This window comes from Rhizobium zaerense (assembly GCF_051810725.1).
In the GTDB taxonomy this organism is placed as follows: Bacteria; Pseudomonadota; Alphaproteobacteria; order Rhizobiales; family Rhizobiaceae; genus Rhizobium; species Rhizobium leguminosarum_I.
The window spans coordinates 2,438,841-2,454,082 of sequence record NZ_CM132690.1; the positions used below are offsets into that span (position 1 = coordinate 2,438,841).

Sequence of the window (15,242 nt, forward strand, 5' to 3'; positions counted from 1 at the left end):
ATGTCATCAGCGCTCAAGCAGATCTTTCTCATGTTCAGAGTCAATCTCGGCAGCCTGCCGCGGCGGCTGTGGATCTCGCTGTCGATGGTGTTGTCGGTGGCCCTAGTGGTGGCGGTGCTTGCGGGTTTTCTCGCCATGGCCAGGGGCTTTGAGGCAGCCCTCCAAGGCACGGGTTCGCCTGGCATCGCCGTCATTCTCGGCGGCGGCACCAACCAGGAGACCGGCTCGGATGTGCCGGCCGAAGCGATCCGCAGCCTGACCGCCGCAATCGGCGAGATCGGCGTGGCGCGGGATGCCGCCGGCTTGGCGCCTGCCGGCGAACTGGCGCTGTCGCGCGAGATCGTCGTTCCCGTCGATGTCGTCAGAGCCAGCGACGGCGCTGAGCAGACACTGTCGCTGCGGGGCATGGATCTGGCCGGCCCCGGCTTGCGCGATCGCGCCACGCTCTCCCAAGGGCGGCTGTTTTCGCCGGGCGCGCGCGAAATCGTCGTCGGCGGCCGCATCGCCGATGAATTCTCCGGCTTCGCCGTCGGCGACAAGGTGCGACTCGGCGCGGTCGACTGGACGGTCGTCGGGCATTTCACGTCAGGCGGCAGCGCCTTCGAATCGGAGATCTGGGCGGATCTGGAGGCGGTGCAATCGGCCTTCGACCGGCAGGGACAGGTGCAGAGCCTGCGTATGCGCCTCGATGGGGCGGGTGCTCTGGACGTGCTGAGACAGCATCTTTCTGCAATTCCCGGCGCGCCGCTCACCGCCGTCTCCGAGGCCGATCTCTATGCCGCGCAATCCGAGCGCACCGCGAGCTTCATCCGCCTGTTCGGCTGGCCGCTGGCGCTTTTGATGGCGGTCGGCGCCACCGCTGGCGCGCTGAATACGATGATGAGCTCGGTCTCCGACCGCACCGTCGAAATCTCAACGCTGCGCCTGCTCGGCTTCGGCCGCCTGTCGGCCTTTACTGCCACCTGGGTCGAGGCCGTGGCTCTCTCGGTCGTGGGGGCCGCCCTCGGCATCCTTGCCTCGTGGCTCGCCTTCAACGGCTGGCAGGCCAGCACGATGGGCGCCAACAACACCAAGATGGCCTTCCAGCTCGACGTCACCGCCGACGTCGCGCTCACCGCTGGGCTGCTGGGGCTTGCCATCGGCATCATCGGCGGAGCGTTGCCGGCGCTTGCCGCGACAAGGTTGCCGCTGACCTCGGCATTGCGGGCGAGGGGATAGAGGCTGGTTGTCTAAACCTTCCGGGCGGGTCACGTCATCGCGGCGACCGCCCTGATCGGCCCGAGGGAGACATCCGCTACAGGCGGAGCGCCGCCGCCTCATCTGTGCAGCCCGCGGAAACTATGGCATAACTAGGCCATGGCAATGAATGTCTTGGCGGTCCATCGCGACACGGTTGGGACGGAACAGGCGGCAGACAATTCGCTTGCTGCCGGCTATTCCGTGGGCATTCTCTGTTGGCTGCTGTCGGCCGGCGTCTATATCGCCGCGAAATGGGTTTCTTCGGAGATGCCGCCTTGGGCGCTCTGCTTCTGGCGCGTGCTGATCGCCTTCGCGATCCTGATGCCGATCGTGCGCCGGCATTTCGCCGACATGGTCGCGCTGGTGCGGGCTCGCGCCCTCGAACTGCTTGCGATTGGCGGCGTGGGACTGGCGATCTGCCAGGGCATGATTTTTGTCGGCCTCGAACATGCCGATGCCACCACTGCCGGCATCATCATTGCCCTGATCCCGATCATCACCATGATCCTTGCCCGCTTGATGCTGGCCGAGCCGATGGGACGCTGGCAGGTGATCGGATCGATCTTGGCCTTTCTCGGAATCGTGGTCATCATCATCAAGGGTAGTCCGGACGCGCTGATGCGGCTCGACTTCAACCCGGGTGAACTGTGGATCGTCGCCGGCGCGTTCTGTTTCAGTCTCTATACTGTCCTGCTCCGCCGCGCGAAATTCGATATGAATCGCCTTGCGCTCCTGGTGCTGCTGCTCGGTGCGGCGGTGCTGACGGCGCTGCCCTTCTACCTGTCCGAGCTATTCTCAGACGAACGCTCGACGCTCAACGGCAGCGGGCTTATCGCGCTCGCCTATGTTGCGATCCCTGGCGGGGCGGTCATGTACTACCTCTTCAATCGTAGCATCGAGACGCTGGGGGCGGCTCGGGCTGGCGTCCTCCTCTACATTCAGACCATCTTCATCGCTGTGCTCGCCTATCTGATCCTTGGCGAGCAGTTGCAGCGCTATCACCTCGAAGGCGCGGCACTCATCATCGCCGGCTTGCTTCTCATCATCCTGCTGAAGCCGAAGATCAAGGCCGAAGCGGCTACTGCATAATTCCTTAAATCGGGATCGATTTAAGGATAAAATTATGCAGCAATTCAAAGTGCTACAGCGTCCTTTGCGCGTCTGAAAAGACGCGCGGCGCTGTAGGGCCTGAGGTCTCCCCATCGCTGCGACATGGTTCCCGCTGACCTCGGCTTTGAGGGCGAGGGGGTAGGGTTTCACCTTGGAGCGCGCCTTTCGCTTGCGCTCATGGCGTTCGTCGCTGGCGCTCCTCCCCTGAGCGCAAGCGAAGGCACGAATCACATGACGCGCAGACAGAAGGCGACGTACACCCCGCGCAAACACGCAGCGATTTATTCATCTCTAAGTCGCCGATTTCTCGGCCAAAGTTGTAACGTTCGTCACACCAGGCCATTGCCTGTGGAATAAGGTCCGCGAGGCGCGCATTGCCCCATTGACAACATCTTATCGCCTTTTTGCCGTGGCCGGTTGCCCCCGCCGCATGCGATCGGCCGATCCTGGGCGGTCCCGGCGGCGACATTAGCGATCCGACGAACAGGGCAACATGGCGATATGACAGTCTACTATGTGAACTCAGCGACTGGTTCCGACCGCAACGGTGGAACGGGCCAGAACTCGGCTTTTGCGACTTTGTCCAAAGTGGAATCCTTGAAACTGAAACCCGGCGACAGCGTGCTTCTTGCCAAGGGAAGCGTGTTCAACGAGCAGTTCGATATCAAATATTCCGGCAGCGAGAATGCGCCGATCAAGATCGGCAGTTACGGGACGGGCGCTGCGCCCGTCATCCACAGCAGCGGCGACGGCATCCACAGTCTCTATGCCTCGAACATCGTCATCGAGAACCTGAAGATATCGAATACAGCAGGTGCGGGCATCTATGGCGGCAGTGTCACGAACTGGACGGTCCGCGACGTCGAGATCGCCAAGACGGGATTGTCGGAAAACGCCGGCGCCGTCACCTTTCGGAGCAGCAAAAACATCACGGTCGAAGACAGCAAGATATCGGGCGTCAGAGGCGACGGCTTCTGGATCGAAAAGGTCGCAGGCATCAAGCTTCTCAACAATACCGTCACCAACGCCCATGGCGCGACGGCCGATGCCGTGCAGATGAACGACAGCAGCAACATTCTGATTAAGGGCAATCATCTCGACCAGACGCATGCCGATAGCCCGAAGGGCGTCATCGCGCTCGTCAGGCCGGTGAATGCCCTGGTCGAGGATAATGTGCTTACCGGCGGCGGCTTCGGCATCAGCGCGCAGGCCGGCAAGAATGTTGCCATCCACGACAACGACATATCGGGATTTCACGGCTACAGCTGGTCCTTTGCCGTCGGTCTCGGCGACAAGGGCGATACGAGAGACTACGATATCGAGGGCAACCACATCCATGACGGCGCCCGGGGCGTGGTCATCTCCGCTGCCGGCAGCCCGAGCTATGACCGCACGAATATCAAGGTCCACGACAATGTCTTCGACGACCTCTCACAGGCGGCGTTGAAGGTCGACAGGCCCGCATCCGGCTCCTTTTCCAACAATACCATCGAGAGCGGCGTCAAGGCCACCAGCATATCGCCTGATATCGTCGACACGCACACCTTCTCCGTCAGCAACAACCATACGGTCGCCAATGTCGAGACGGCGCTGGCGAGCCCGGTTGCCAAGACTGCCGCGGCGACACAGGCGGCCGTAGATCCGACGGTTGTCGCTGTCCATGACAATTTGAAGATCCTGACCGATACGGGCGCTGCCCATCATGGCAATCTCCTCGAAAACGACAGCTCGGACAATGACACCCTGGTGCTTCGGCGCTTCGGGGACGAAACCGTCGGCAAGCACGGCCTGACGCTGACCGGGGAATACGGCGATATCCATGTGGACCGGGAAGGCAACTACGCCTACACGCTCGATGAAACGAAACTCCCTGACCATAGCGGACATGTAAGCGAATCCTTCACCTATGGGATCAACGATGGAAGCTCGCATCATAGCGACGGGGATACGTTGACCGTCTTCATCCACCTGGATGGCTTGCTGAGCTGAGGTGAGCGTGCCGGGAGCGGCGCTACGCCCGGAGACCTTCCTTCCGGGGAGGCGTTGCTCTCGCCACCAAATGGCTTCGCAGCGTCCCTCATCCGGCTGCCGCCGGGTGAGGGTAAGGGGCTGCAAGCGGCCTCAACCTTTCCGGCTGGCGACTGACCTGAAACAGAACGTCTACACTCCTGCGACCATACGTCGCCAAGGAGGACGATTACCGTTTATTCACCTTTCGGTCGCTTTTTGGTAGATTTTTTCCGTATAAGTTGTCATTTTTAGGATACCGCCTCCGCCAGGCGTTCTCGGGACCAAGGCAGGCCCACAGGGTCTGCCGACCGTCGTGAAGGCAATCTCGAAGGCCACGGCCTTTAGCCCCGACCACATCCGATCCACGTGTCGCAGCCGATCCAGACGGCTGCGCGGCAATTCGAGAACAAGGCGATATGACGATCTATTATGTGAATCCGGCGATAGGCTCCAACGGCAATAGCGGAACGAGCGAGGACACGCCGTTTTTGTCGTTCTCGGCGGTGGAAAGCTTGAAGCTGCAGCCGGGCGACAGCGTGCTGCTTGCCGCCGGAAGCGTGTTCAATGACCAGCTCGATCTGAAATATTCCGGCACAGTGAGTGCCCCGATCACCATCGGCAGCTACGGGGTCGGCGATGCGCCAGTCATCCATAGCCCCGGCGATGGTATTCACAGCCTTTATGCATCGAACATCGTCATCGAGAATATCAAGATATCGGACACTGGCGGGGCAGCCATCTATGGCGGATATGTTTCGAACTGGACCGTGCGCAACGTCGAGGTCGATCATACCGGTTTGGCGGGCAAGTCAGGTTCCGTCACGTTCAGGACCGGCTCGAACATCACCATCGAAAACAGCACGATCAACGACGTCAACGGCGACGGCGTCTGGATCGAGAAGATCAACGGCGTCAATTTTCTCAACAACACCGTCACCAACGCTCACGGCACCGCCGCAGATGCCGTGCAGATGAACGACAGCAGCAACATCGTGATCAGCGGCAATTACCTCGACCAGACGGGTGCAGCGACGCCGAAAGGCGTCATCGCGCTCGTTCGGCCTGTCAATGTCCTGGTCGAGGACAACGCGATTATCGGTGGCGGCTTCGGGATCGGCGCACAAGCCGGCACCAACGTCGCTATTCACGACAACGATATTTCAGGTTATGGCGGCTACAGCTGGTCCTACGCCATCGGCCTCGGTGACCAGGGCGACACGCGGGATTACGATATCTCGGGCAATTACATCCATGACGGCGTATGGGGCGTGGCGATCAGCGCTGTCGGCACCCCCACTTACGTTCGCGAAGATATCAATATTTACGGCAACGTTTTCGATGACCTGTCCTCAGCGGCGTTGAAGGTCGACAGGCCAGCATCCGGCTCGTTCCACGACAATGTCATCGCCAGCGATGTCACGCCCTCCAGCATCTCCCCCACCATCATCGCCGCGAACACTTTTCCCGTCAGCAACAACACGACGCTCGACGAGGCCCAGGCGACGATGCTTGCGAGCAGCGATAGTCTCGCGGTCGGCGATGTGACGCACACGGACACGGCGCCTGCGCTTGTCGCAGCCCATGACAGCCTGAAAATCGCCTCCGATCTGGACGCCGCCCATTACGGCAATCTCCTCGAAAACGACAGCTCGGCCAATGGAACCCTGCTGCTTCGCCGCTTCGAGGGCGAATACGTCGACAAGGACGGCGTGACGCTGACCGGCAAATACGGCACCATCCATGTCGACAGTGACGGCGATTACACCTATACGGCCGATGCGGCGAAGCTCGCCGGGCTCAGCGGAGACGTGAGCGACACCTTCCACTACAAGATCTCCGATGGGACTTCGCTGCATTTTGACACGGATACGCTGAGCGTCTCCATCCATGTGAATGACTTGCTGAGCTGATAGGGATGCCGACAGCAAATGGCGTTGCATCATCGCGGCGGCAGTCCGCCCAGCACTTGCGAAGTCTCATTGATCGCCGAGCAGGATCCTGATGACGTCGACTTCGATTTCCGCGCAGATGATCTCGTATTCGGTGATGATTGCGGGATCGGCCGATCTATCCCGGCGCATGCGATCGAGGACGGCGCAGGCTTCGCCGTAGGCGCCGCATAATTCGTAAAAATGGGGCTGGCTCGCCGCGGCTGTTCTGATCGTCGCCCGCGTCGCAGGCAGCCTCATCATCAGCCTGGCCAGCCCCTGTTCCGCGGCTTGCCGGGTGATATGGGCTACGCCTTCTTTCCTGACCATGCCGTCATTCCTCGCCGCCTGTCTTTTCCCATTCAGGGGGTACGCAAGACCCATCCCCAGAGTAGTACGCAGGAATGCTGCATCTGGTTTCATGCCGGATGAAGGATTAGCGTCGCGGTGCTGCGCGTCTTCGACCGAGCTCGGCATTACGGGACAATCGGCACAGCAATCCTACGGCCGGTGCTACCAGCGCAGGAGGCGAGGCCCAAAGAGGGCGCCGATTGCACCGGTCAAGAGGATGCCGAGCGAATACCAGAGGGTGACGAAGGGCAGGCCGTTTTCCGTGCAAAACCAGGAATAGACCCAGGCGCCGGATGCGCCGGCGGCAATGCCGGCGATGAAGCCTGTGATGCCGAGGTTGCTCGGCGCGCCGCCACGGAGAACCCAGGCATTTGCAATCAGGATCGGTATGGCAAAGGCAAAGATCAGCAGCGGGCAATGCAGGGCGGAGGAGCCGAGCACCAGCACGGGGTAACTTGCGGCCGGCGACAAAGCGAGCTGGATGACTGCCATGGCGGCGAGAGCGAGTATGATGGCCGCGGCAATTCCGAAAAAGCGGCCTTCCGAGCCATCCGGCCGGGACAGGCGGTAAACGGCTGCGAAGGCGGCGATTGCGAGCAGGGCATTGTAAGCGGACTTGATCCAGAAGACCGGCAGCATCAGAGCCTGCGCCATATCGGTGCGAAGGCCGACGACGATCAGCATCAGCAGCAGCGAGACTGCTAAGGCCGGCAGGATGGCGAGCGCGAAGCGGCGTTCGAGCGCATGTCTCGGCACCGGCTTCAGATCCCGGACAAGGCTGTCGATCACGTCCTCAGTTTCTCTCACATTCCACCTCGCAATCTTGCCGCCAGCGCCTTGATGCCCCTGTGAACGCCGACCTTGACCGCCGATTCCGACTGTCCGGTGCGGCTTGCCGTGTCGGCCACCGACTGCCCCTCGAGCTTGACCTGCCGGATCAACTCCTGCTGGTGCTGCGGCAGGCCGTTCAACAGCCGTTCGACATCCATGCGCGCTGCAATCGCATCCTCCCTGAAATCGTCTACGATCTCTTCGTCCAGTTCTATTTCCGCCTTGTACCGGCCGCCATGCTTTCGGTGGTGGTCGATCAGCTTGTAGCGGGCGATCGAGAAGAACCACGCGGTGAACGGCCGCTCCCTGTCATAGGTCGCCCGGCGCGAATGCAGCGCCAGCAACGTCTCCTGCACGAGATCTTCCGTGTCGGACTTTGCGGAAGTGCCGATCCGCCCGCCGTAATAACCGACGAGCAGGGTTCGCAATGTCACGAGCAGACGCCGATAGGCTATCTCGTCCCCATCGAGGGAAAGAAGCATCAGCATCTTCAGTGCTTGTTCCGAATGGGTGCTCGTCATGTCGTCTGCAATATCATTCGGGTGGATGACGTTTTGGTTACAGGCGGGTTCAAAAATCTTTCGGCGGCAATTCAAAGTGTACAGCGTCCTTTGCGCGTCTCCAAAAGACGCGCGGCGCTGTAGCGCTATCACATAAGCGTGAGGCTGTAACCGTCTTCGCAAGGAGATCGAATTCAGGACTGTGAGTCGTCGGCGGGTGCCGGCGGACATGTCAATCGATCCGAGGAGACCCTCATGACCAAGATCCTTTCCAGCCTTGCCGCCTGCAGCTTCGTCATCGGCTTGTCGCTTGCCGGCGCCGCCAGCGCCCAGAGCAGCGATGCCATGAAGAAAGACAGCATGAAGACCGACGCGATGTCGAAGGACGCCATGTCCAAGGATGCAATGTCGAAGGACGCAATGGCTACCGGCAGCACCAAGGCCGACTGCATGCACAATGCCGGCATGGAGAAGGACATGATGAAGAAGGACACGATGATGAAGGCCTGCGACGCGATGAAGTAAGTTTAGCCGCGGCCGCTGAAACTTTATCGCCGGCGGCCGCGTCTTCTTTTGTCAGGCCTTTCATGTCGATTTGGAGGAACTATAATGGCCACGACCGATGCCGGCACGGCGAGCGGATCTACGCTCTTCTACCGCCATGGCCTGCTGGTGCGCCTGTCGCATTGGGTGAACGTGCTGTGCATGACGGTGCTGCTGTTCAGCGGCCTGCAGATATTCAATGCCCACCCGGCGCTCTATTGGGGGCAGTACGGCGCTGATGACGATCCATCCTTCATTTCCATGGAGGCGGAGCAGGAAGGCGATGCGCTGAAGGGGTGACGCGCGTGGGTGGATTGAGCTTCGACACGACGGGCGTTCTCGGGGTTTCGAATGTCGACGGCGAGGCTGCAGTGCGCGGTTTTCCGAACTGGCTGACCTTGCCGAGCTATCAGGATCTGGCATCGGGCCGGCGCTGGCATTTCTTCTTTGCCTGGCTGTTCGTCATCAACGGCTTCATCTATCTTGCCTACGGTTTTGTCAGCCGGCATTTCCGACGCGATCTGCTGCCGGCGGTCGAAGAACTGAAGCCTTCGCATCTCGGCCATGAGATCGTCAGTCATGCCCGGCTGCGCTTTCCCAAGGGGGCCGAGGCACGCCATTATAATACGCTGCAGAAACTCGCCTATGTCGCCGTGATCTTCGTGCTGCTGCCACTGATGATCGGGACAGGCCTTACCATGTCGCCGGGCTTCAATGCGGTCGCGCCCTGGCTGCTCGATCTGTTCGGCGGCCGGCAATCGGCCCGCACGCTGCATTTCCTGACCGCTTTCTCGCTCGTCGCCTTCGTCGCCGTGCATGTGGCGATGGTGCTGGTCTCGGGCGTGTTCAACAATCTGCGTTCGATGATCACAGGCTATTACGACATCGGGCAGGGAGGAAAGTCATGAGCCGCATCATTACAAGGCGTCGCTTCCTGATCGGCGCGACGATGACGGCATCGGCGCTGGGGCTCGCCGGCTGCGATGCCCTCGTCGAGAGCGATCGGACGAAATCGGTTCTGAAGATCGCCGAAGGCTTCAGCATGAAGACGCAGCGCTTCTTGCTTGGCGACGACGCGCTCGCCCGCGAATTCACGGAAGCCGATATCTCGCCGACCTTCCGCGCCAATGGCACGAGCATGCCGGACAATGCCCGGTATATCGACTGGATGAACCAGCGGTTTTCGAGCTGGAAGCTCGAGATCGGCGGGCTGGTCGACAGGCCGATGCAGCTGTCGCTGGCGGAGCTGAAAGCCCTGCCGGCCCGCACGCAGATCACCAGGCATGATTGCGTCGAGGGCTGGAGCGCGATCGGCAAATGGACCGGCGTGCCGCTCGGTGCGCTGCTGCAGGCGGCGGGCCTGAAACCCGAAGCCCGCTACATCGTCTTCCACTGCGCCGACGAATACGAAAAGACGCTCGACGGCAGCGGCTGGTATTACGAAAGCATCGATTTCGTCGATGCGTTCCACCCTCAAACGATCCTTGCCCACAGCATGAACGGCCGCGATCTCGAAGTCGCCCACGGCGCGCCGCTCAGGCTCCGGGTCGAGCGTCAGCTCGGCTACAAGCAGGCAAAATACCTGACCGGCATCGAAGCCGTCGCCGATCTCGGCCAGCTCTACGGCGGCAATGGCGGTTTCTGGGAGGATCGCGGTTATGAATGGTATGCGGGCATATAGTCCCCGACCGACATGCCGACCTTGACGCCTTCCGCATGTCGGGTTCCACCGCCGAAGAGGTAGTCGTGGTCGAGGGTGCGGAGCTCAGGCAGAGAGACCGATGGTGATGGTGGCGGACAGCACGCCGCTGTCGAGCTTCTCGAAATCGAAGATGTGGTCGGCGGCATCCTCCGGGATGATGCCGTCCTCGTCGTTGCGCGTATCGCGGGCAGGGCGCCCGAGATAGTCAGGATGCTCGCCATAGATGATGTCGCTCAGCGCATCGTCGAAATAGATCTGGCTGACGAGAAGCTCCTTGCCGTCGACGAGGATACGGCAATGAACATGCGGCGTGCGGCCCTTGTACCATCCGGGATAGGCCGTCAAAAAGCTTGCCTGCCCCTTGGCATCCGTCAGCTGGCGGCCGCGGAAGGCGAGCCCGCTGATTGCCTCGGCATCGCCGAACGTGCACATCTCCGCAGCCTCACGGCCGGAATAGATGCCGCGGTGATCGGTATGCCAGATTTCGATATCCGCATTTTCGACCGGCCGGCAATCGGCGGCATGGACGATGCGGACGGCGAGCCGCAAAGGCAGCCCGGTCTTTCCTTCCGAGACGTCCTGACGGGTAGGAATATTGTTGACATGGCAAGGGCCAAGGGTCTGGGCGACGGTGACGATGCAGTTCGGACGGCTGCGGAAGAGCGGCTTGGGCAGCTTTTCCAGGGCGATCGACTTTGTGCCGCCGCTTACGAAATCGGTTCCCCTCCATTCGAATGTCCTGGCGGCAACAGCGATATGCCGCCGTGGCCAGATTGCCGCAGCCACGGATGATGCGACAGTGGCCGCACTTCCAAGCACAAGGGTCCGCCTTTTCATCTGTCTTCCTTTGCCTCAAGACGCAGGATTTAAGGAGGATGCGCAGCAAACTCCAATTAAATCCAGGCAATGATCGATGGCAACGCGATCATCGGCGTCAGATGTCTGCCGAGAGTAGGGCTGCGGTCCAGAAGCGGAGATTCCGTCCCGCGCATTGACGAGAAGGCGTATTCTTCCCATGCTCGCACACGGAAGAGTTGCTCTAAGCTGTGCACTGGGGTTCGTCGCGAAAATGCAGGGTAACGCTTTGAATTGTTGTACAATTCTTTGAAACGACTCCAGATTTGAATTATGCAGAAGGAATCCGAAATTCGTTGCTGAGCCAGGGCAGAGGCATATGGAACCAACCCACTTATTCGAGCTCGTCATCGCGATGTTTCTGGCGATCATCGCGCTGCACTATGTTGCCCACCGGCTCGGACTGCCGCCGTCCGTCGCGCTGCTGATTGGGGGCGCCTTGCTGGCCTTTGTACCGGGGTTGCCGGCGATATCAGTCGATCCGGAGCTGGTGCTCGTCATCTTCCTGCCGCCGTTGTTGATGGACGGGGCCTGGTCCATTGCGGCGGCGCGGTTGCGGCGGCATGTGATCGGCATCGCCTCGCTTGCCGTCGGCGCGGTGTTCTTCACCTGCGCGGTCATCGCCGTCGTCGCCCATCTCATCTTTCCATCGATTCCCTGGGCAGCTTGCGCAGCCCTCGGCGCGATCGTTGCGCCGCCGGATGCAGTTGCGGCGCGTGCCGTGCTGCAGCGCGTCAGGCTGCCGCGGCGGCTTCAGATTCTGCTGGAAGGCGAGAGCCTGCTCAATGATGCGAGCGGCCTGGTGCTCTTCCGTTTTGCCGTTGCCGCTGCCGCAATCGGAGCCTTCAGCGCGACGGAGGCGGCCGGCAGTTTCCTCGTGCTGGCGCTCGGCGGCGCCATCATCGGCATCGTGGTGGGAACGGCGTGGTTCAAGCTTGTCCGGCGCCTCGGCGACGAATATCTCGTCATCGCGGCCTCGGTGCTGCTTTGCTGGATTGCCTATCTCGCCGGAGAACAGCTGCATGTTTCGGGCGTCATCGCCACCGTGACCGCGGGCCTCATCATGAGCTGGCATCAGCACACCGTGCTATCAGCCGCAATGCGCGTGCGCGGCGTCTCGTTCTGGACGGTAATGATCTTCCTGATGGAAGCGGCGGTCTTCATCCTGATCGGGCTGTCGCTTCGCGATGTCGTCGAACGCGGCGGCGGCTTTACCACCGTCATCGCGACGATGGGGCTACCGATGCTGGCGATCCTCGTCGCACTCGTTCTGGCGCGGGTTGCCTGGGTCTTTGCCTGCGATTTCGTCGTCAGGTTCTGTGCTTCCCTGGGCTTCGCACGGGCCCAACCGCTTGGCGTCGGCGGCGCTGTCGTGCTCAGTTGGGCGGGCGTGCGCGGCGTGGTGACGCTCGCTTTGGCGCTGAGCTTGCCCGAGGAGTTCGCGGGCCGCGACTTCATCCTCGCCATCTCCTTCGCGGTCATTCTCGGCACCGTGCTCATCCAGGGTACGACATTGGGGCGGGTGATTGCCTGGGCGCGACTGGTGGAGCCGGAGTCGGAACATGCGCGCCTGACGATGAGCCAGGCCGAAGCCGCCATGGCGCAGGCGCAGTTCGGCATCGTCCAGAGCCTGGCCTATGACGCGGAAGGAAAACTCATCCACCCGCAATTGCTGGAGCGCTACCAGCGCCGCGCCACGTCGATCATCGACTACGCCGAGAAAACCGAGCAATACATACCGGCGCTCCATGCGCATTTCGACGTCGTTCTCGAAGCGGTTGCCAGCGGGCGTCGGGAACTCATACGCCTCCATCGCGCCGGCGAGATCGACGATGAGACGCTGCTGGAGCTGGAACGGGATCTCGATCTCGAGGAGCTGAGTGCGATCTCGGCCAAGGCGTGAGGTTCAGCGCCTCGCGCCTTCGACATCATTTTCAACGCATTGCGATATCGAGGCTGACACAAGCGCGGTCCGGACGACGAGGCCGCGCGGCGTCCTGCCCTAAATGGCGATCTGTTCGCCGAGTTCGACGACGCGGTTGGATGGCAGATTGAAATAATCGGAGGGATCGATCGCCAAGCCCTCCAGCGCCATGAATATGCGCTCCTGCCAGCCGGGCAGCCCGGTGTTCGGCGTCCTGACGAGGTTCCGGCGGCCGAGATAAAAGGAGGTTCTCATGATCTCGAACTTGAAGCCGCCCTCGCGGCAGAGAGCCAATGCCCTGGTGACATCGGGGTCGTCCATGAAGCCAAAGGTGATGTCGAGGCGCACAAAGCGCGGCGAGAGCTGGCTGATCTTGACGCGTCTGATATCGGAAACATAAGGTTCGTCCTCGGTCCAGACGGTCAGAATAACATTCTGTTCGTGGAGCACGTGGTTGTGCTTGAGATTGTGGAGCAGAACATTCGGTGTCCGGTCCGGAACGCTGGTCAGGAAGACAGCCGTTCCCGGAACGGTGACCGGCGAATGGTCCGACCTTCGCTCGATCGACCTGATGAAGGAATCGAGCGGGATCTCGTTGTTGGCCCGCAGTCTCTTCAGATAGGCTTGGCCTCGGGTCCATGTCCACATCAGGATCATGATTGCCAGGGCAAGGGCGACCGGAACCCAGCCGCCATCGTGAATTTTCAACAGATTGGCCGCCAGGAATACCACTTCGATGACGAATAGCGGCAGCAGTGCGACTGCGGCAAGGACAAGGGAGTATCCCCAGGCGGCCCGGAGAAACTGGAAGGCCAGCATCGTCGTGATCACCATGGCGCCGGTCACCGAGATACCGTAGGCCGTCGCCAGCGACTCGGAATCGCCGAAGGAAAAGATCAGCATCAGCACGCCGATCAGAAGGAGAAGATTGACGCTCGGCACATAGATCTGGCCGGTGTTGGTCTCAGAGGTGAACTTGATCCTCAGCCTCGGCAGGAAGCCGAGGTGAACGGCTTGGCGGGCCAGCGAAAATGCGCCTGTTATCACAGCCTGGCTGGCGATGATCGTCGCCATCGTCGCCAGGAGAACTATCGGCAGCAAGGCCCAGTCAGGATACATCAGAAAGAATGGATTGATGGCGGCTTCCGGATGGGCGAGAACCAGTGCGCCCTGGCCGAGATAGTTCAAGAGCAGTGCCGGAAAGACCAGAACGAACCATGCCATCTGGATCGGGCGGCGCCCGAAATGCCCGAGATCGGCATAGAGCGCCTCCGCACCCGTCACCGTCAGAAAGACGGCGCCGAGCACGATGAGGCCGACAAGGCCGGCATGAGTGAGGAACAGGAATGCATTCACCGGATTGAGCGCGCCCAGAATCCGCCAATCGTCACCGATATGGAGCAGGCCGCCCGCCGCCATGGCCAGAAACCACAACACCGTTATCGGCCCGAAAAACATTGAGACGGCGGCCGTTCCCCTTGATTGGACGGCAAAGAGAACGATCATGATCGCCGCCGACAGAGGCGGGACGTATCCGGCAAAGGCGGGCGTGATCAATTTCAGGCCTTCGAGCGCCGACATGACCGATAAAGCAGGCGTGATCATCGCATCGCCGATGAAGAGGGCGGCGCCGATCAGGCCGGCGAAGAAGAGCAGCGGCACGTTTCGTCCCATTTTCTTCATCAGGAGGGCGAGAAGTGAAAGCGTGCCGCCTTCGCCGTCATTGTCTGCCCTGAGAAGGAAGAGCACATATTTGAAGGTCACGATGATCGTCAGTGTCCAGACCATCAGCGAAATCAGGCCGACGACCTCTGCCTCATGCACGCCATCGGCGGCAAAGGGCCTCAGCGCCTCGCGGAAGGCATAGAGCGGGCTGGTGCCGATATCGCCATAGACAACGCCGACCGCGCCGATGACCAGCCCGACAAAGCCCTTCCGGCCGACGCCATCCCCCGTCTTATCCATATGCGTCGACGTCATCGTACCCCGCTCATCCGACTTGCCTATGAGCACAAACATATGCCGCATTGCAGAACGGCAAGCAAATTGATACGGGTGCGATTTTTTTTGCCAGGGGCGGAGGCGGATGCGGGGATGGGAGGGCGTCGTCGCGATCCGTTCAGCCTCGTCAATTCATATCCCCTTGTGATTGCGCTGTCGCATGGTAAATATGGATGCATGACCTGCACCCTGAACCTATCGAGCTTCTATTACACGCTGCTCCCATAGAGCGGCGCAAGGTCATATTC

The 15,242-nt window shown here is 60.9% G+C and carries 12 protein-coding genes and 1 pseudogene; 8 read left to right on the plus strand and 5 right to left on the minus strand.

Annotated elements, in window-relative coordinates; all coding sequences use genetic code 11:
- From ACS4RR_RS11740 to ACS4RR_RS11755, 4 genes are all read left to right on the plus strand, one after another.
- Complete coding sequence (locus ACS4RR_RS11740) at positions 1 to 1,218, plus strand: ABC transporter permease (RefSeq protein WP_260108937.1); 1,218 nt, start codon at positions 1 to 3, stop codon at positions 1,216 to 1,218.
- A 138-nt stretch (positions 1,219 to 1,356) separates the two neighbouring features.
- Positions 1,357 to 2,328 (plus strand): DMT family transporter, encoded by a 972-nt coding sequence (locus tag ACS4RR_RS11745; RefSeq protein ID WP_222291260.1) that lies wholly within the window; start codon positions 1,357 to 1,359, stop codon positions 2,326 to 2,328.
- A 522-nt stretch (positions 2,329 to 2,850) separates the two neighbouring features.
- Positions 2,851 to 4,338, plus strand: a complete 1,488-nt coding sequence (locus tag ACS4RR_RS11750; RefSeq protein ID WP_260108936.1) for a right-handed parallel beta-helix repeat-containing protein — start codon at positions 2,851 to 2,853, stop codon at positions 4,336 to 4,338.
- A gap of 437 nt (positions 4,339 to 4,775) precedes the next feature.
- Complete coding sequence (locus ACS4RR_RS11755; protein ID WP_260108935.1) at positions 4,776 to 6,269, plus strand: right-handed parallel beta-helix repeat-containing protein; 1,494 nt, start codon at positions 4,776 to 4,778, stop codon at positions 6,267 to 6,269.
- Between the two features lie 66 nt (positions 6,270 to 6,335).
- On the opposite strand, the gene ACS4RR_RS11760 is transcribed toward ACS4RR_RS11755, so the two are convergent.
- The 3 genes from ACS4RR_RS11760 to ACS4RR_RS11770 all read right to left on the minus strand — a co-directional run bounded on the left by ACS4RR_RS11760 (position 6,336) and on the right by ACS4RR_RS11770 (position 7,990).
- Positions 6,336 to 6,617 carry a nodulation protein gene (locus ACS4RR_RS11760; protein WP_130785932.1) on the minus strand — a complete coding sequence of 94 codons (282 nt, stop codon included), beginning with the start codon at positions 6,615 to 6,617 and terminating at the stop codon, positions 6,336 to 6,338.
- 183 nt (positions 6,618 to 6,800) lie between these two features.
- A complete protein-coding gene (locus ACS4RR_RS11765; protein WP_260108934.1) occupies positions 6,801 to 7,445 on the minus strand; it encodes an NrsF family protein in 645 nt (214 codons plus the stop codon).
- The gene (locus ACS4RR_RS11770) at positions 7,442 to 7,990 is read right to left on the minus strand and encodes a sigma-70 family RNA polymerase sigma factor (protein WP_017964841.1); all 549 of its coding nucleotides are present in this window, start codon (positions 7,988 to 7,990) and stop codon (positions 7,442 to 7,444) included. The genes ACS4RR_RS11765 and ACS4RR_RS11770 overlap by 4 nt, the downstream gene beginning before the upstream one ends.
- 234 nt (positions 7,991 to 8,224) lie before the next feature.
- Between ACS4RR_RS11770 and ACS4RR_RS11775 the strand changes: the two genes are divergently transcribed.
- The 3 genes and pseudogenes from ACS4RR_RS11775 to ACS4RR_RS11785 all read left to right on the plus strand — a co-directional run bounded on the left by ACS4RR_RS11775 (position 8,225) and on the right by ACS4RR_RS11785 (position 10,193).
- Positions 8,225 to 8,494, plus strand: a complete 270-nt coding sequence (locus tag ACS4RR_RS11775) for a pentapeptide MXKDX repeat protein (RefSeq protein WP_017964840.1) — start codon at positions 8,225 to 8,227, stop codon at positions 8,492 to 8,494.
- Positions 8,495 to 8,578: 84 nt separating this feature from the next.
- Positions 8,579 to 9,420 (plus strand): annotated as a pseudogene (locus ACS4RR_RS11780) (cytochrome b/b6 domain-containing protein).
- Positions 9,417 to 10,193 carry a molybdopterin-binding protein gene (locus ACS4RR_RS11785; protein ID WP_456190108.1) on the plus strand — a complete coding sequence of 259 codons (777 nt, stop codon included), beginning with the start codon at positions 9,417 to 9,419 and terminating at the stop codon, positions 10,191 to 10,193. Before ACS4RR_RS11780 ends, ACS4RR_RS11785 begins: the two are co-directional and overlap by 4 nt.
- A gap of 84 nt (positions 10,194 to 10,277) precedes the next feature.
- On the opposite strand, the gene ACS4RR_RS11790 is transcribed toward ACS4RR_RS11785, so the two are convergent.
- Complete coding sequence (locus ACS4RR_RS11790; protein WP_260108929.1) at positions 10,278 to 11,051, minus strand: dioxygenase family protein; 774 nt, start codon at positions 11,049 to 11,051, stop codon at positions 10,278 to 10,280.
- 337 nt (positions 11,052 to 11,388) lie between these two features.
- Here ACS4RR_RS11790 and ACS4RR_RS11795 point away from each other — a divergent pair, with 337 nt between their 5' ends.
- Entirely contained in the window at positions 11,389 to 12,972 is a 1,584-nt protein-coding gene (locus ACS4RR_RS11795; RefSeq protein WP_456190109.1) for a Na+/H+ antiporter, read from the plus strand.
- A 99-nt stretch (positions 12,973 to 13,071) separates the two neighbouring features.
- Here the strand turns inward: ACS4RR_RS11795 and ACS4RR_RS11800 are convergent, their stop codons facing one another.
- The gene (locus ACS4RR_RS11800; RefSeq protein WP_456190142.1) at positions 13,072 to 14,973 is read right to left on the minus strand and encodes a potassium transporter Kup; all 1,902 of its coding nucleotides are present in this window, start codon (positions 14,971 to 14,973) and stop codon (positions 13,072 to 13,074) included.
- Positions 14,974 to 15,242: the final 269 nt, after the last annotated feature.